Origin of the sequence: Dongia sp. (assembly GCF_041909655.1) — a bacterium.
Taxonomy (GTDB): domain Bacteria; phylum Pseudomonadota; class Alphaproteobacteria; order Dongiales; family Dongiaceae; genus Dongia.
Genome location: NZ_JAYRDA010000003.1, coordinates 545,316 through 561,393 on the forward strand (window position 1 = coordinate 545,316; position 16,078 = coordinate 561,393).

At 63.6% G+C, this 16,078-nt stretch carries 14 protein-coding genes; 11 read left to right on the forward strand and 3 right to left on the reverse strand.

All coding sequences use genetic code 11. The features are described 5' to 3' along the window. Nucleotides 1-70 precede the first annotated feature (70 nt). Nucleotides 71-1,423, forward strand: a complete 1,353-nt coding sequence (locus ACE3PR_RS08865; RefSeq protein WP_374370727.1) for a sensor histidine kinase — start codon at nt 71-73, stop codon at nt 1,421-1,423. Between the two features lie 4 nt (nt 1,424-1,427). On the opposite strand, the gene ACE3PR_RS08870 is transcribed toward ACE3PR_RS08865, so the two are convergent. Both ACE3PR_RS08870 and ACE3PR_RS08875 read right to left on the reverse strand, forming a co-directional pair. Further along, nucleotides 1,428-1,925 carry a PIN domain-containing protein gene (locus ACE3PR_RS08870; protein WP_374370729.1) on the reverse strand — a complete coding sequence of 166 codons (498 nt, stop codon included), beginning with the start codon at nt 1,923-1,925 and terminating at the stop codon, nt 1,428-1,430. A 3-nt stretch (nt 1,926-1,928) separates the two neighbouring features. Next, nucleotides 1,929-2,222, reverse strand: coding sequence for a type II toxin-antitoxin system Phd/YefM family antitoxin (locus ACE3PR_RS08875; RefSeq protein WP_374370731.1), 294 nt, complete (start codon nt 2,220-2,222; stop codon nt 1,929-1,931). A gap of 275 nt (nt 2,223-2,497) precedes the next feature. Here ACE3PR_RS08875 and rimP point away from each other — a divergent pair, with 275 nt between their 5' ends. The 10 genes from rimP to ACE3PR_RS08925 all read left to right on the forward strand — a co-directional run bounded on the left by rimP (nt 2,498) and on the right by ACE3PR_RS08925 (nt 14,468). Continuing rightward, nucleotides 2,498-3,001: a ribosome maturation factor RimP gene (gene rimP, locus ACE3PR_RS08880; RefSeq protein WP_374370733.1), complete on the forward strand. Its 504-nt coding sequence runs from the start codon at nt 2,498-2,500 to the stop codon at nt 2,999-3,001. A 17-nt stretch (nt 3,002-3,018) separates the two neighbouring features. Continuing rightward, nucleotides 3,019-4,539 carry a transcription termination factor NusA gene (gene nusA, locus ACE3PR_RS08885; protein ID WP_374370735.1) on the forward strand — a complete coding sequence of 507 codons (1,521 nt, stop codon included), beginning with the start codon at nt 3,019-3,021 and terminating at the stop codon, nt 4,537-4,539. Between the two features lie 29 nt (nt 4,540-4,568). Then, nucleotides 4,569-5,225: an RNA-binding protein gene (locus ACE3PR_RS08890; protein WP_374370737.1), complete on the forward strand. Its 657-nt coding sequence runs from the start codon at nt 4,569-4,571 to the stop codon at nt 5,223-5,225. Between the two features lie 80 nt (nt 5,226-5,305). Continuing rightward, on the forward strand, nt 5,306-7,915 hold the full coding sequence (gene infB, locus ACE3PR_RS08895; RefSeq protein ID WP_374370739.1) for a translation initiation factor IF-2: 2,610 nt from the start codon (nt 5,306-5,308) through the stop codon (nt 7,913-7,915). Nucleotides 7,916-8,079: 164 nt separating this feature from the next. Next, nucleotides 8,080-8,508 (forward strand): 30S ribosome-binding factor RbfA, encoded by a 429-nt coding sequence (gene rbfA, locus ACE3PR_RS08900; protein ID WP_374370741.1) that lies wholly within the window; start codon nt 8,080-8,082, stop codon nt 8,506-8,508. 1 nt (nt 8,509) lies between these two features. Further along, on the forward strand, nt 8,510-9,463 hold the full coding sequence (gene truB, locus ACE3PR_RS08905) for a tRNA pseudouridine(55) synthase TruB (RefSeq protein WP_374370743.1): 954 nt from the start codon (nt 8,510-8,512) through the stop codon (nt 9,461-9,463). An 18-nt stretch (nt 9,464-9,481) separates the two neighbouring features. Then, complete coding sequence (rpsO, locus tag ACE3PR_RS08910) at nt 9,482-9,751, forward strand: 30S ribosomal protein S15 (protein ID WP_374370745.1); 270 nt, start codon at nt 9,482-9,484, stop codon at nt 9,749-9,751. A gap of 283 nt (nt 9,752-10,034) precedes the next feature. Next, the gene (gene pnp, locus ACE3PR_RS08915; protein ID WP_374370747.1) at nt 10,035-12,197 is read left to right on the forward strand and encodes a polyribonucleotide nucleotidyltransferase; all 2,163 of its coding nucleotides are present in this window, start codon (nt 10,035-10,037) and stop codon (nt 12,195-12,197) included. Between the two features lie 61 nt (nt 12,198-12,258). Then, complete coding sequence (ugpQ, locus tag ACE3PR_RS08920) at nt 12,259-13,011, forward strand: glycerophosphodiester phosphodiesterase (protein WP_374370749.1); 753 nt, start codon at nt 12,259-12,261, stop codon at nt 13,009-13,011. Between the two features lie 56 nt (nt 13,012-13,067). After that, the gene (locus tag ACE3PR_RS08925) at nt 13,068-14,468 is read left to right on the forward strand and encodes an NAD(P)H-dependent flavin oxidoreductase (protein WP_374370751.1); all 1,401 of its coding nucleotides are present in this window, start codon (nt 13,068-13,070) and stop codon (nt 14,466-14,468) included. A 169-nt stretch (nt 14,469-14,637) separates the two neighbouring features. Here ACE3PR_RS08925 and ACE3PR_RS08930 read toward each other — a convergent pair whose 3' ends face one another. Next, nucleotides 14,638-16,002 carry an aminotransferase class III-fold pyridoxal phosphate-dependent enzyme gene (locus tag ACE3PR_RS08930; protein ID WP_374370753.1) on the reverse strand — a complete coding sequence of 455 codons (1,365 nt, stop codon included), beginning with the start codon at nt 16,000-16,002 and terminating at the stop codon, nt 14,638-14,640. Nucleotides 16,003-16,078 lie beyond the last annotated feature (76 nt).

A 16,078-nucleotide genomic window follows, 5' to 3' on the forward strand; every position in this document is an offset into this window, starting at 1 on the left:
ACGAAAGCGATGGTTGTGCGAACCCATGCCCCCCTCCCGACCTCCCCCCTGAAGGGGGGAGGAGTGAAGAATGACCCGCCGTTCCCTGCGCTTGCGGCTGCTGCTGGCGGCGGCGATGTCGATCAGCCTGGCGCTGATCGTGGCGGCGGTCGGTCTTATCCTGCTGTTCGACCGGCATGTGGCGCGCCGGATCGATGCCGAGCTCCATACCCATCTCAACCAGATCGCGGCGGCACTGGAATTCGATGCCGAGGGCCGGCCGCGTCTTTCAGCACCTCTCGCCGATCCGCGTTTCGAGCGGCCCTATGGTGGGCTCTATTGGCAGATCGAGAACGGGCGCGATCTGCCGCAACGCGCGCGTTCGCTGTGGGACACGGTCCTGGTCCTGCCGCCGGAAGCCGCCGCCGGCGAGGCCCGCGTCTACATCCTCAACGGGCCGGACAACAGCGAGTTGCGGGCCTATGAGCGGCGCCTCACCTTCAACCGGGACGGGGCCACGCAATCCCTGCGCGTCGTCGTTGCCATCGACCTCAAGGAGCTCGAAGAGGCGCGCGGCGATTTCATCGCCGATATCGTGCCGGGCCTGGCCATTCTGGCGCTCGTCCTCACCGCCGCCTTCTGGACCCAGGTCAATATCGGCCTGAAGCCGCTCGAAGCCATGCGCCAGGCGGTGAAGGCGGTGCGTGCGGGCGCCGCGAAAAGACTCGATGCCGACATGCCGGACGAGATCCAGCCGCTGGTGGCCGAGGTCAATGAATTGCTGAGTGCGCAGGAGGCCCATGTCGCGCGTGCCCGCGCGCAAGCCGGCGATCTCGCCCATGGTTTGAAGACACCGCTCACCGTGCTGGCCAACGACGCGCACAAGCTGCGGAAACTGGGGCAGAGCGAGATCGCGCAGGAGATCGAGGATCTCGCCCAGCGCATGCGGCGCCATGTCGATCATGAATTGGCCCGCGTGCGCGTCGCCGCCCATACCAGGCGGCAGGTGGGCGAGGCCGACCTCAGCCGTGCCATCACTGGCCTCGTCGAGGCGCTGAAGCGCTCGCCCAAGGGCGAGACATTGACCTGGGACGTAGCCGAGCTGGCGCCCGTCATGGTCGCGATCGATGCCCATGACCTCACCGAATTGCTGGGCAACCTCATCGACAACGCGGTCACCTGGGCCAATGCCCGCGTGGCGATCGAGATTGTCCGCAATGGCAAGATGGTGCTGGTGCGCATCCTGGATGACGGCCCCGGCGTGCCGCCCGATTCCTTGGTAGCCCTTGGCAAGCGCGGCCTGCGGCTCGACGAACAAATCCAGGGTACCGGGATCGGCCTCGCCATCGCCCGCGAATTGCTGGACGCCTATGACGGCGCCCTCACCCTGACGAACCGCGCGGAAGGCGGCCTCTGCGCGGAGGTGAGGTTGAAGCTGGCGTGACGTGTCAGGTCGTCGGTGGTCCGCCGATCAGCCATTCATCCGAGAACGGCAGATAGATCCCGGGTAGCGGGAAATGCAAGTGAATGGCCAGGAAGTCACGGGCGTTGTTGGTGGCGATGACGGCGCCATGAACGATGGCGGTGGCCGAGAGGATGAGATCGCCGCCGCTCTTGGGCTGCTTGCTCTCCGGCGCGCTCCAGAGAAAATTCTTCAACCCGGGCGTTGCGAACATGCGACCGTAAAGCCGAGCCACCTGATGATCGATCGGCAGCACCGGCAGGCTGCCCGAGGCAATGAGACCATCAAGCCAGAGCGAGATTTCCTCGGCCTTGGCGGCATTGCCGCCGGCGCGCAGCTGGCTGATCCCCGCCTCGAGCTCGAAGACGGTCATCGCCGAAATCGCGAGGGTATCCGGCGGTACCGTACCCAGCCAGCCGAGAAGCTTCGGATGTGGTTTGGCTTTGCGGGTATTGCTGACGATGTCGGTATCGAGCAGAAACAAGAATCACTCGGCGTCAGAGCTTGTGCGCGGTAGTAGCCCCGGCCCGCCGCTACGCCGGACCTGGCCAAGTGCCGCCTCGAGTGAGGAATCGTCATCTTCCCCTGCTGCGCCGGCGCTGCGCAGCAGATAATCTTTCAAGTTCGGCTTCATGAGCTCGAAGGACGCGCGCGAAAGCAGAACCACTTCCTCGCCGTTCCGTTTGCGGATGACCTGGGGCGCGCCAGTGAGGGCATCTTCAACAACCTCGGCGAAATGGGCGCGCGCCTCGCTTGCCTGCCAGATCCGTTCGCGTGCCATGATTCACTCCCAGCCGGCGGATAATTAAACTGTACAACTAGATTGTACGATGAGATCCTGGAGTCAAGGCCAAGCCCCGCAAATCCACTTGCATCCGGGCTTGAAATCCCTATAGTCCGGCCAAATCCCAGGATCCACTGAGATCCAGCTAAAAGGGTGGGCCCGGTTGGCCCGCCTTTTTTATTGCCCATCTTTCTTCGGCTTAAAAGCTGGGTTTCGGCATGCCCCTGGAAAATCACGCGATTTCAATTGCCTAACGGGAATAATCCGGCCGCATGTCGTTGACCGAGCAGATCGAGCAGATGATTGGCCCCAGCATCGAGGCGCTGGGCTATGAAGTTGTGCGCGTGAGTCTCGCCGGGTCGGTCCGGAAAGTCCTGCAGATCATGGCCGAGCCCAAGGACGGGCGGGTCATGTCGGTCGAGGATTGCGCCCGCGTCTCGCGCGCCATCTCGGCCATTCTCGATGTCGAGGACCCGATCTCGGGCGCCTATTCCCTGGAGGTCTCGTCGCCCGGCATCGACCGGCCGCTGACGCGCCCGAAGGATTACGACCGCTATGCCGGCCACGAGGCCAAGATCGAGACGCATGAACCGATCGACGGCCGCAAGCGCTTCAAGGGCACCCTCAAAGGTGTCACGGACGAGACGGTAAAACTGGTGGCCGAGGGCGAGGAAGTCGCCCTGCCGCTCAACAAGATTGCCAAGGCCAAGCTGGTGCTGACCGATGCGCTGATTGCAGCTCATCAGGCACAAGAAGCCGCGGCCGAGATGAACTGACGCCAACCGAGGACAACATGGAAACGATCGCCATTCCCCGTATGGAGCTTCTGCAGGTGGCCGACGCCGTCGCCCGCGAGAAGAGCATCGACCGCGACGACGTGCTCGTCGCCATGGAGCAGGCCATCCAGAAGGCCGGCCGCTCCAAATACGGCCACGAACACGACATCCGCGCGCAGATCGACCGCAAGACCGGCGAGATCAAGCTCATTCGCGTGCAGGAAGTGGTCGACAATGTCGAGAACGAATACACCCAGATCCCGGTGAAGGTGGCGCAGCGCAAGAAGCCCGACGCCAAGGCCGGTGATCTGCTGGTCGACGAATTGCCGCCGATCGATTTCGGCCGCATCGCCGCGCAAACCGCGAAGCAGGTGATCGTGCAGAAAGTGCGCGAATCAGAGCGCAAGCGCCAGTTCGACGAGTTCAGGGACCGGAAGGGCGAAATCGTCAACGGCCTGGTGAAGCGCGTCGAGTTCGGCAATATCACGGTGGATCTCGGCCGCGGCGAAGCGATGCTGCGCCGCGACGAATTGCTGCCGCGCGAAACCTTCCGCACCGGCGACCGTGTCCGCGCCATCATCTTCGACGTGCGCGAGGAACAGCGGGGCCCGCAGATTTTCCTCAGCCGCACCCATCCCGATTTCATGGCGAAGCTGTTTGCCCAGGAAGTGCCGGAAGTCTATGACGGCATCATCGAAATCAAGGCGGTCGCCCGCGACCCCGGCAGCCGCGCCAAGATCGCGGTCATGTCGAATGACAGCGGCATCGACCCTGTCGGCGCCTGCGTCGGCATGCGCGGCAGCCGCGTCCAGGCGGTCGTCCAGGAATTGCAGGGCGAGAAGATCGACATCATTCCCTGGAGCCAGGACATCGCCACCTTCGTGGTCAATTCGCTGGCCCCGGCCGAAGTCTCCAAGGTTGTCATCGACGACGACGCCGGACGTATTGAAGTCGTGGTCCCCGATGACCAATTGTCACTGGCGATCGGCCGCCGCGGCCAGAATGTGCGTCTGGCTTCGCAACTGACCCAGCGCGACATCGATATCCTCACCGACGCGCAGGAATCCGAGCGCCGGCAGGAAGAATTCAACTCGCGCTCGCAGATGTTCATGGACGCCCTCGACGTCGACGACGTCATCGCCCATCTGCTGGTGACCGAGGGTTTCGCCTCGGTCGAGGAAGTGGCCTATGTGCCGGTCGACGATCTCGCCGAGATCGAAGGCTTCGACGCCGACGTCGCGGCTGAACTCAAGGCCCGCGCCGCCAATTGGCTGGAAGCGGAATCCGAGCGCGCCACGGAGCGCCGCAAGGAATTGGGTGTGACCGACGAGGTGGCAGCCATCGAGAAGCTGACGCCGGCGATGCTGGCGGCCTTGGGCGAGAAGGGGGTGAAAACCCTCGATGATCTCGCCGATCTCGCCGCCGACGAACTGGTCGACGACAATGACGGCATCCTGAAGGATTTCGATCTCTCGGCCGATGACGCCAACGCCATCATCATGGCGGCGCGCGCGCATTGGTTCGAGGAAGAGAAGTAAGGAAAAAGTCTGTTTTGGACAGCCTGGCGATGACGATGGAAACGGCCGATACGGTCGAGGACGGGGAGGTGCCGGTGGAAACCGGACCGCTGCGGACCTGCATCGTCACACGGGAAGCCCATGAGAAGGCGGCGATGATCCGCTTCGTGGCGGACCCCGAGGGGCGCATCGTGCCGGATCTCAAAGGCGATCTGCCGGGGCGTGGCTATTGGGTGAAGGCCGATGCCGCCACTCTGGCCGAGGGCCTGAAACGGCAGGTTTTCGCCAAGGTCAGCAAGGGGAAGGCGAAAGCCGCCCCCGATCTGGTCGAGCGGGTCGCGGCCCTTCTGGAGCGGCAATTGCTGGACCAATTGGGCCTGGCCAAGAAATCGGGCCATCTGGTGGCCGGGTTCGAGAAAGTGGATGCCGCCCTGCGCCAGGGCAAGGTCGCCCTCTTGATCGAAGCCAGCGACGGCGCCGAGGATGGCCGGGGCAAGCTGGCGCGCCTCGCTCGTTCTGGAGTACTGGCCGGTTCTGGGGTAGAGATATGGGCGCCGCTGCCGGCCGAGGCGCTGGCGCCCGCGATCGGGCGCTTCACCGCCGTCCATCTGGCGGTCAAACCGGGCGGCATGGCCGATCGATTGGCACTCACCCTGCGTCGCTACGCCGGCTTCCAGCCGGCGGGGGCGACCGGTGCCAGCCAGTGAATTGAGACGCCAGTGAACTGATATGACTATGTAACCAAACCTGACTGTAACGACGTCGAACGAACGGAAATACGCGAAGCATGTCTAGTGATACCGATACGCCGACCCGCAAACCGCTGAAACTGTCCTCGCCCGGCAAGCTGGAGCTGAAGAAGACGGTGGATGGCGGCCAGGTGCGGCAGAGCTTCCCGCACGGCCGCACGAAGACGGTTGCCGTCGAGGTCAAGAAGAAGCGCACCTACACCACGGGCGTCGGCGGCAAGATGGCCGAAGTGGCGCCCGAGCCGGAGGTCGCAAAGCCGCAGCCGGCACCAGCGCCCCAGGCCAGCGTCACCGTGGCCGCGCCGGAAGTCGACGACCGGCACCACAACCTCACCAATAACGAGCGTCAGGCGCGTTTGAAGGCGCTGGAGCTCGCCAAGAAGGATGAGGAAGCCCGCAAGCTGACCGAGGCCGAAGAGGCCCGCCGCTCGCAGGAACGCAGCGAACGCGAGCGCGCCGAACTGGATCGCCGCCGCCGCGAGGAAGAAGAGCGCAAGGCCGCCGAAGACGCCGCGCGCAAATCACGCGAGACCGAGGAAACGGCGCCCGTCGCCGCAGCCCCCGCACCCGCGCCGACACCGGCCGATGCCGAGGCAGCGGCCGCCGTGCCGCATACCGGCCGCATGCATCTGGCCAAAGCGATCGCCAAGCAGGGCGCCGAGGAAGACGAGAGCGCCCGCCGCCGCGTCAGCACCACCGGCCACCGCCCGCCCGCCGTCAAGACGCCGGTCCGGGCCAAGGACGACCAGCGCCGCCGCGGCAAGCTGTCGGTGACCCAGGCGCTCGATTCCGAAGCCGGTGAACGCCAGCGCTCGCTGGCGGCCTTCCGCCGCCGTACCGAAAAAGAACGCCGCGCTCACATGATGAGCGGGCAGAATCAGGCCAAAGTGCTCCGCGAAGTTACCCTCCCCGAGGCGATCACCGTTCAGGAACTCGCCAACCGCATGGCCGAACGCGGCGCCGACGTGATCAAGTCGCTGATGAAGATGGGCGTCATGGCGACCATCAACCAGACCATCGACGCCGATACCGCGGAGCTCATCATCGGCGAATTCGGCCATACCGTGCGCCGTGTCTCGGCCGCCGATGTCGAAGTCGGCCTCGAGGGCGAGACGGATATCGAGACCAGCCTGATGCCGCGACCGCCGGTCGTCACCATCATGGGCCATGTCGATCACGGCAAGACCTCGCTGCTGGATGCCTTGCGCCAGACCGACGTGGCGGCTCATGAAGCGGGCGGCATCACCCAGCATATCGGCGCCTATCAGGTGACCCTGCCCACGGGCAAGAAGATCACCTTCATCGATACGCCGGGCCACGCCGCCTTTACCGAAATGCGCGCGCGCGGTGCCAATGTCACCGATATCGTCGTCCTGGTCGTGGCCGGCGATGACGGCATCATGCCGCAGACGGTCGAGGCCATCCATCACGCCAAGGCGGCGAAGGTGCCGATCCTGGTTGCCATCAACAAGATGGACAAGCCCGATGCCAACGCCAATCGCGTGCGTCAGGAATTGCTGAACCACGAATTGGTGACCGAAGAGATGGGCGGCGACGTGCTGACCGTCGAGGTGTCCGCCAAGACCAAGATGAATCTCGACAAGCTCGAGGAAGCCCTGCTGCTGCAGGCCGAAATCCTCGATCTGAAGGCCAATCCCGACCGCGCCGCGGTGGGTGCCGTCATCGAAGCCAAGGTCGAACGTGGCCGCGGTTCAGTGGCAACGCTCCTGGTGCAGAAGGGTACGCTGAAGGTTGGCGACATCTTCGTGGCCGGCGCCGAATGGGGTCGCGTCCGCGCCCTCCAGGACGATCGCGGCCGCGCCATCGAAAGTGCCGGTCCCGCCTCGCCGGTCGAGGTGCTGGGTCTTCAGGGCACGCCGCAGGCCGGCGACGTCTTCGTGGTGGTGGATAGCGAGGCCCGTGCCCGCGAGATCACCGAATTCCGTCTCCACCGCCAGCGCGAACAGCAGGCGGCGGCGGGCGCCCGGTCGACCCTCGAGCAGATGTTCTCGAAGATCCAGACCGGCGAAGCCAAGGAAGTGCCCGTGGTCGTCAAGGCCGACGTGCAGGGCTCGGTCGAGGCGATCGTTTCCAGCCTCAACCAATTGGGTACCGAGGAAGTCAAGGCGCGCATCCTTCACGCGGCCGTGGGCGGCATCAACGAAAGCGATATCACCCTGGCCCGGGCGTCGGGCGGCATGATTATCGGCTTCAACGTGCGTGCCAATCCGCAGGCGCGCGACATGGCGCGGCGCGACCGGGTCGACATCCGCTACTACTCGATCATCTACAACGTGGTCGACGATATCAAAGCGGCGATGTCGGGCATGCTGGCGCCGACCCTGCGCGAGAAGTTCCTGGGCAATGCCGAGATCCGCGAGATCTTCAACATCACCAAGACCGGCAAGGTCGCCGGCTGCATGGTGACCGAAGGTTTGATGAAGCGCGGCGGCAAGGTCCGCCTGCTGCGCGACAACGTCGTCATCCACGAAGGTACGTTGAAGACCCTGCGCCGCTTCAAGGACGAAGTGCGCGAGGTCAAGGAAGGCTTCGAATGCGGCATGGCCTTCGAGAATTACGACAATATCGAGAAGGGCGACGTCATCGAATGCTTCGAGATGGAAGAAGTCGCCCGGGCTCTGGCGTAAAGAGGGCGGGGCAACTCGCCGGGTTTTTTCCTTTTCTAAATGTCGTCATCCTCCGCGAAGGCGGAGGATCCACGAGTTTCTTTCGTCAGTTTTGATGAAACTCGTGAATGGTCGGCCTTCGCCGACCATGACGATTTAATATATCTGTGAACTATCGATCCTAAATGCCACGCAAGAAAACCATCACACCCCATGCCGGACAGCGCCAATTGCGCGTGGGCGAGGAATTGCGCCATGCGCTGACCTCGATCCTGGCCGAGGACCGGCTGTCGGATCCGGATCTCGCCGGCAAGATGGTGACGGTGACCAGCGTGCGGATCAGTCCCGATTTGCGCAACGCCACCATCTTCATCACGCCTTTCGGCATCAATCAGGAACCGAAGGCGGCCGAGACGCTGGTCCGCGCGCTCAATCGCGCCGCTGGCTATTTCCGCGGCGAGATGGCGCGCATGGTCGAGATGCGCGTCTCGCCCCAATTGCGCTTCAAGATCGACGACAGCTTCGAGACCGCGAACCGCATCGAGGCCCTGCTGCACGATCCGGTCGTGCGCGCCGATATCGCGAAGCCCCGCGAAGATAAAGACGACGAATAAAATGGGCCGGCGCAAGAAGGGCGAGAAGGTCGACGGGTGGCTCATCCTCGACAAGCCGGTCGGTGTCACCTCGACCCAGGCCGTGGCCATCGTTCGGAAGTTGTTCAACGCGCAGAAGGCCGGTCATGGCGGCACGCTGGACCCGCTGGCCGATGGCTTGCTGCCGATTGCACTCGGCGAGGCCACCAAGACCGTGCCCTATGTCATGGACGGGGTGAAGACCTATCGCTTCACCTTGAAGTTCGGCGAACAGCGATCGACCGACGATACCGAGGGCGAGGTGATCCAGCGCTCGGATCTGCGGCCCAGCGACGACCAGATTCGGGCAGCCCTCCCCGCCTTTATCGGCGATATTTCCCAGGTGCCGCCGGCTTTTTCCGCGATCAAGGTGGATGGCGAACGGGCCTATGACCTCGCCCGCGGCGGCGAAAAGGTCGAGCTCGCCCCCCGAATCATCCGGGTCGAGGATTTCCGTCTCACCGCCCGGCCCAGCGCCGACGAGGCGGTTTTCGAGGTCCGGTCCGGGAAAGGCGCCTATATGCGGAGTCTTGCCCGGGACCTCGCTCAACATCTGGGGTCGGTCGGCCATGTTTCCGCCCTCCGGCGCCTATCTGTTGGGGGTTTCACGGAAAAACACGCAATTTCGCTGGACGCCTTGCGGGGCTTATTTTCGCTGGACGCTCCGGGGGCATTGGGGCATAGTCCGGCCGCTTTTGAGCATTTGTTGCCGATAGAGACCGCGCTGGACGACATCCCGGCATTGGCCTTATCGGCCACCGAGGCGATACGCCTTCGGTCCGGGCAACCGGTTGGATTACTCCACCGCCAAGACCGCGATCGAATCCGGGGTTTCACCCCGGGCGGCATGGTTTGCGCCATGTCCGACGGCAAAATCGTTGCCCTCACCCGTTACGAGGCAGGCGAAATCGTCCCGGTGCGCGTCATCAACCATTAGGACCAAAGGAGAAGGTCGATGTCGATTACTGCCGAACGCAAGCAGGAAGTCATCAAGGAATTCGCCCAGGCTGCCAACGACACCGGTTCGCCGGAAGTGCAGATCGCGATCCTCACCGAGCGCATCAAGAATTTGACCGAGCATCTGCAGAGCCACGACAAGGATTTCCATTCCCGTCGCGGTCTTCTGGTGATGGTCGGCCAGCGCCGCCGTCTGCTCGACTATTTGAAGAAGAGCAGCAACCAGCGCTACCAGGACATCCTGGCCAAGCTGGGTCTGCGTCGCTAACCGAGTTCGATAATCCCGTCCCGGCAGATGCCGCGGGCGGGATTATCATATCTGGAAGACCGTCCCGGATCGGGGCAGAATTCCAGGATTCCAAGCGGCTGATGCGGAATATCGACCACCGCGCCAGTTGAAACGAGCCGGGCCGACGCAAGCAACGCCCACCCTGATGATCGATGGGGATCGCGTTGCTTTCGCGGGTCCGGCAAACCAACAGGTCGAATGACCAGTCTCCCCCATGGCATACAAGGCCCGTGGGTCCCGGGGACGTTGAAAGGACCAAAGCATGTTCAATATCTTCAAAAAAGAAATCATGTGGGGCGGCCGCAAGCTGACCCTCGAAACCGGCCGCATCGCGCGCCAGGCCGATGGCGCCGTGCTGGTGACCTATGGCGAAACCGTGGTGCTGTGCACCGCGGTCGGTGCCAAATCGCCGAAGCCGGGCATCGATTTCTTCCCGCTCACCGTCAATTACCAGGAAAAGACCTTCGCCGCCGGCAAGATCCCCGGTGGTTTCTTCAAGCGCGAAGGCCGTCCGACCGAAAAGGAAGTGCTGACCAGCCGCCTGATCGACCGTCCGATCCGCCCGCTGTTCCATTCTTCATATCGTAACGAGACGCAGGTCGTCTGCACGACGCTTTCCCACGATCTCGAGAACGATCCCGATGTCGTCGCCATGATCGGCGCCTCGGCCGCCCTCACCATTTCGGGCATCCCGTTCCTCGGCCCGATCGGTGCCGCGCGCGTCGGCTATATCAACGGCGAATATGTCATCAACCCGAAGCGCAGCGAGCTTGCTGAATCGAAGCTCGACCTGATGGTCGCCGGTACCAATGAAGGCGTGCTGATGGTGGAATCCGAAGCCCAGGAGCTTTCGGAAGAAATCATGCTGGGTGCCGTCAATTACGGCTTCAAGGAATTCCAGGCGGTGATCAACATGATCATCGATCTCGCCGAGCAATGCGCTAAGGACCCGCGCGAGCTGACGGCGCCCGACGCCGCCGCAACGGAAGTGTTCGACGCCTTGAAGGCCCAGTTCTCCGACAAGCTCGCCGAAGCCTATCGGGAAACCGCCAAGCAGGCCCGCACCGACAAGGTCGCGGCGGTGAAGGACGAAGCCAAGAAGACCATCGGCACCGACGACAAGAAGGCCGAACTGGTCGGCAAGCTGTTCAAGGATCTGGAGAAGGACATCGTCCGCGGCAACATCCTGAAGACGGGTGTGCGCATCGATGGCCGTGACACCAAGACCGTGCGTCCGATCGTGGCCGAAGTCGGCGTGCTGCCGCGCGCCCATGGCTCGGCCCTCTTTACCCGCGGCGAGACCCAGGCGCTGGCCGTCACCACCCTGGGTACCGGTTCGGATGAGCAGATCATCGACGCGCTGGAAGGCGAATACCGCCAAGCCTTCATGCTGCATTACAACTTCCCGCCCTATTCGACCGGCGAAGCCGGCCGCATGGGCTCGCCGGGCCGCCGCGAAATCGGCCACGGCAAGCTGGCCTGGCGCGCGATCAACCCGCTGCTCCCGGCCAAGGACAAGTTCCCCTACACCATCCGCATCGTCTCGGAGATCACCGAATCAAACGGCTCGTCGTCGATGGCGACGGTCTGCGGCTCGTCGCTGGCGATGATGGACGCGGGCGTGCCGCTGGCGCGTCCGGTGGCGGGCATCGCCATGGGCCTCATCAAGGAGAAGGACGGCTTCGCGGTCCTCTCCGACATCCTCGGCGACGAGGATCATCTCGGCGACATGGATTTCAAGGTGGCCGGCACCGACCAGGGCATCACCGCCCTGCAGATGGACATCAAGATCACCTCGATCACCGCCGAGATCATGAAGATCGCGCTCGACCAGGCCAAGGGCGGCCGTCTCCACATCCTCGGCGAGATGGCCAAGGCCATGACCGGGGCGCGTGAGGGCGTCAACGAGAACGCGCCGCGCATCACGGTGATCCAGATCCCGAAGGAAAAGATCCGTGAAGTGATCGGCACCGGCGGCAAGGTCATCCGCGAGATTTGCGAAGTGACCGGCGCCAAGGTCGATATCGAAGACGACGGCACCATCAAGGTGGCCGCGGTCGATTCCAAGGCCGGCGAAGCCGCGATCAACTGGATCAAGGGCATCGTCGCCGAGCCGGAAGCCGGCGTCATCTATGACGGCAAGGTCGTGAAGATCATGGATTTCGGTGCCTTCGTGAACTTCCTGGGTTCGCGCGACGGCCTCGTCCATATCAGCGAATTGGCGCCGCAGCGCGTCAAGCAGACCTCGGACGTGGTCGAAGTGGGCCAGGCCGTGAAGGTGAAGGTGCTGGGCATGGACGATCGCGGCAAGGTGAAGCTCTCGATGCGCGTCGTCGATCAGCAGACCGGCGCCGACCTTTCGGAAGAGATGGCCAAGGCCGATGCCGAACGCCGCGCCCAGCGCAATTCCGAACGCGCGGAATAAGACGGGATAGAGGGGCGGCGGCTTTGCTGTCGCCCCGATCTTTCTCCGGCGGACTCATCGGATGCCACTCAAACCTTCCAGGGTGAAGCTTCCCAAGGTGATTGGCCATCGCGGTGCTGCCGAGGCGGCACCCGAGAATACATTGGCGAGCTTTCGCGAAGCCAAACGCCAGGGCGCCGGGTGGGTCGAATTCGACGCCAAGCTCTCGGCCGACAATCGCTGCTTTCTCCTCCATGACGACGATCTCGACCGCACCAGCAACGGGCGCGGCCCGGCGCGCCTCAAGACCTGGGACGAGCTGAAATCGCTCGATGCCGGTGCCTGGAAGGGACCGCAATTCGTGGGCGAGAAGCTGCCGCTGCTCAGCCAGTGCCTGGAACTGTTCCAGGAACTCGATCTTGCCTTCAATCTCGAATTGAAGCCCTGTCCCGGCCGTGGCGAGGAAACCGTGCGCCTGGTTCTTGACGAGGTCAAGGCGCTGTGGCCCGCCTCAAGGCCGCGGCCACTCATTTCCAGTTTCGAAATTCCGTGCCTCGAAGTGTCACGGGACCGTCATCCCGATCTGCCGCGGGGGCTGCTTCTCGAGACGCATCCCGCCGATTGGGCGGATCTCGCCCGGCGCCTTGCGGTCGAAACGGTTAATATCTGGGACCGCGACGCCAATGCCGATTGGTGTCGCGAGATCAAGGCGGCGGGATTCGGCCTGCTGGTCTATACGGTCAACGATGCTGCGCGCGCGAAGACTCTGATCCAATGGGGTGTGGACGGCGTCTTCACCGATGCGCCCGGTCGAATCTTGGAATCAATCGGCTAATAACGATATAAATAGGAAGCCCCGGGGCGCTCTCCGGGAGGCTATGGGAGGTTTGGGTGAAGGCATTGAAGCCGCTGCTGATTTCAGGTGCCGAGGTATTGCCGCTGATCGAAGGCGGCAAGGGCATTTCGGTCTCCAACGGGCAGTCCTCGGGCGCCTGGGCGCTGGCGGGCGGTGTCGGCACCTTCTCCGGCGTCAATGCCGATTCCTATGACGAGAACGGCAAGCCGATTCCGCAGACCTATAAGGGCAAGACCCGGCGCGACCGCCATGAGGAATTGCTCGATTACGCGATCAAGGGCGGCATCGCCCAGGCGCGCATCGCCCATGATTGCATGGGCGGCAATGGCCGCCTGCACATGAACGTGCTGTGGGAGATGGGCGGCGCCGAGCGCGTGCTGCACGGTGTCCTCGAAGGCGCCAAGGGCCTCATCCACGGTGTCACCTGCGGGGCAGGCATGCCCTACCGGATCGCGGAAATCTGCGCGCAATACGGCATCCATTATTATCCGATCGTCTCTTCGGCCCGCGCCTTCCGCGCGCTCTGGAAACGCGCCTATCACAAATTCCACGATCTCCTGGGCGGCGTCGTCTACGAAGATCCGTGGCTGGCCGGCGGCCATAACGGTCTTTCCAATGTCGAGGACCCGACCAAGCCGCAGCCGCCTTATGACCGCGTGCGCGAGCTCAGGAATACCATGCGCGACGAATGCGGATTGGCCGAGACGCCGATCATCATGGCGGGCGGCGTCTGGAATCTGAAGGAATGGGAAGACTGGCTGGGCAATCCGGAACTGGGTCCGGTGGCCTTCCAATTCGGCACGCGCCCGCTCCTCACCCAGGAGAGCCCGATCTCGGACGCCTGGAAGAAGCGCCTCGTCACCCTCAAAAAGGGCGACGTTTTCTTGAACCGCTTCAGCCCGACCGGCTTCTATTCATCGGCGGTCAATAACGACTTCATCCAGGAACTCCGCGCGCGTTCGGAACGCCAGGTCGCCTATTCGGCGCAGAAGGTGGGCGAGCATGAATGGCCTTTCGCCGTGGGTGCGCGCGGCCGCCAGGTGTTCCTGACCGCCGCCGACAAATTGCGTGCCGAGGAATGGGTGAAGCAGGGCTTCACCGAAACCCTGCGCACGCCGGACACGACGCTCATTTTCGTCACCCGCGAGAAGGCCAACGAAATCCTCAAGGACCAGATCGATTGCATGGGCTGCCTCTCGTCTTGCGCCTTCTCGAACTGGGCGCAGAACGAGGAAGGCACCACCGGCCGCAAGGCGGACCCCAGGAGCTTCTGCATCCAGAAGACCCTGCAGGAGATCAGCCATTCCGACAAATTTGAAGACCAGCTGATGTTCGCCGGCCACAACGCCTATCGCTTCCGCGACGATCCCTTCTATTCGAACGGCTTCGTCCCCACGGTGAAGCAATTGGTGGAGCGGCTCGTCACCGGGGATTGAGGCTTAGGGTAGACGGAAGAAAATCGTTTCCACTTGCTGTCATGCCCCGGCTTGGCCGGGGCATCCGCGCGTTGCTTTCTTCATTTGCCGATAGACTCGTGGATGGCCCGCCTGAAGCGGGCCATGACAAGTGAGCCATCCAGCCACGATCCCGTCAAAACGGAAACGCCTAGCGCACAACCTCACCCAGGAACCCATCAGCCTGCGTCACGTAGAGGTCGATATCGGCGGGCTGGTGCGCGAAAGAGACTTGCGGGCCGGCGGAGGCGACGGCATCCCAGAAGCCGCGATTGGCCATAAAGACGCGGCGGGCATCGATGAAATCGGTGTCGATCGAGCGGGTCGCCGCTTCCGCGTTCGTGGGGAATTCCGGTTCCAGGCAATAGCCTGAGCGCGGGCCGTGGCGGAAGGCGCGCCAGGGGAGGCCGTGGCGCTTGAACGCGGCCTCGAGCCCATCGGCAAGGCGCTGGCCCAAGGCGGTGATCCGATCATAGCCTTGCGGCGTCAGGACGTGTTCGAGGGCGGCGCGGGCGGCGGCGATGGCGACATTGCTGCCATAGGTGGTGCCGCCGGTGGCGAGGCCCTTGGGCCCGATATCGATGTCGAGATGCTTTTCCATCACATCGGCCACGTCGCGGCTCATGCCGTAGAGCGCGAACGAGATGCCGGTGCCGAGGCCTTTGCCGAGCGTCACGAAATCGCAGGCGAGCTTGCCCGTACCCACCAATCCGCCATAGGCGAATTGAAAGGTATGCGCCTCGTCGAGGCAGAGAAGCGCGCCGTATTTTTGCGATAGCGCCCGGAGGCCCGCGAGATAGCCCGGTGCCGGTTCCACCAGCAGGCAATTGGTGAGGGCGGGTTCGGTGATGACGAGGGCGATGTCGTTGGCTTTGAGCGCTGCCTCGGCGGCGTCGAGATCGTTGAAGGGCACGATCACCGAATCTTGCGCGATCCGCGCCGAGGTGCCGAGCTGCACCGGCACCGTGCCGCTGGCCGATGGCGTCACCAGGGATTCGTCGATATGGCCGTGATACTGGCCGTCAAAGACCAGGATCTTGTTGCGCCGGGTGATGAAGCGGGCGATGCGCATTACCTCGGTATTGGCGGCGGAGGCCGAGAGGGTGAACTGCCAGCAGGGGAGACCGACCCGGCGGGCGAGTTCCTCGGTGACGAAGACGGCATCCTCGACCGGCAGCAGAAAATGGGCGCCGCTGGTGACGGCGCGGGATACGGCCTCGGCGATCGGCTTGGCGCCATAGCCCATGGTCATCGCAAGATCGCAGACATTGAAATCGCAATAGGTGTTGCCGTCGAGATCGTTGAAATGGGGGCCGGCGCCGCCGGTGGCGACGATGGAATTGTGGCGGAAGAGTCCCGCCATCCAGGCCATCGGCACGCCATTCGGCATGCTCTTCCCGGCCCGCGCGAGCCAGGCCTGGGATTTCCGGGTGCGCGCCTTGAAAGCCGCATCCTCGCGGAAGCGCAGGCTGGCGAGGGCGGCGCGGTCGATATGATCGGAAGCGGGCGCGGACATGGCGGTTCTTTTGGCTGCTCGGGAAAAGGGGCGTTCATCTAGGCGGCGGGGGGAGATGTTGTCAAAGGGGCTTAAT

Bases quoted from the DNA above. Each gene is read 5' to 3' on its own strand.
- ACE3PR_RS08865 (WP_374370727.1), top strand. From the start codon at position 71: ATGACCCGCCGTTCCCTGCGCTTGCGGCTGCTGCTGGCGGCGGCGATG.
- ACE3PR_RS08875 (WP_374370731.1), bottom strand. From the start codon at position 2,222: ATGGCACGCGAACGGATCTGGCAGGCAAGCGAGGCGCGCGCCCATTTC.
- rimP (WP_374370733.1), top strand. From the start codon at position 2,498: ATGTCGTTGACCGAGCAGATCGAGCAGATGATTGGCCCCAGCATCGAG.
- nusA (WP_374370735.1), top strand. From the start codon at position 3,019: ATGGAAACGATCGCCATTCCCCGTATGGAGCTTCTGCAGGTGGCCGAC.
- ACE3PR_RS08890 (WP_374370737.1), top strand. From the start codon at position 4,569: ATGACGATGGAAACGGCCGATACGGTCGAGGACGGGGAGGTGCCGGTG.
- infB (WP_374370739.1), top strand. From the start codon at position 5,306: ATGTCTAGTGATACCGATACGCCGACCCGCAAACCGCTGAAACTGTCC.
- rbfA (WP_374370741.1), top strand. From the start codon at position 8,080: ATGCCACGCAAGAAAACCATCACACCCCATGCCGGACAGCGCCAATTG.
- truB (WP_374370743.1), top strand. From the start codon at position 8,510: ATGGGCCGGCGCAAGAAGGGCGAGAAGGTCGACGGGTGGCTCATCCTC.
- rpsO (WP_374370745.1), top strand. From the start codon at position 9,482: ATGTCGATTACTGCCGAACGCAAGCAGGAAGTCATCAAGGAATTCGCC.
- pnp (WP_374370747.1), top strand. From the start codon at position 10,035: ATGTTCAATATCTTCAAAAAAGAAATCATGTGGGGCGGCCGCAAGCTG.
- ugpQ (WP_374370749.1), top strand. From the start codon at position 12,259: ATGCCACTCAAACCTTCCAGGGTGAAGCTTCCCAAGGTGATTGGCCAT.
- ACE3PR_RS08930 (WP_374370753.1), bottom strand. From the start codon at position 16,002: ATGTCCGCGCCCGCTTCCGATCATATCGACCGCGCCGCCCTCGCCAGC.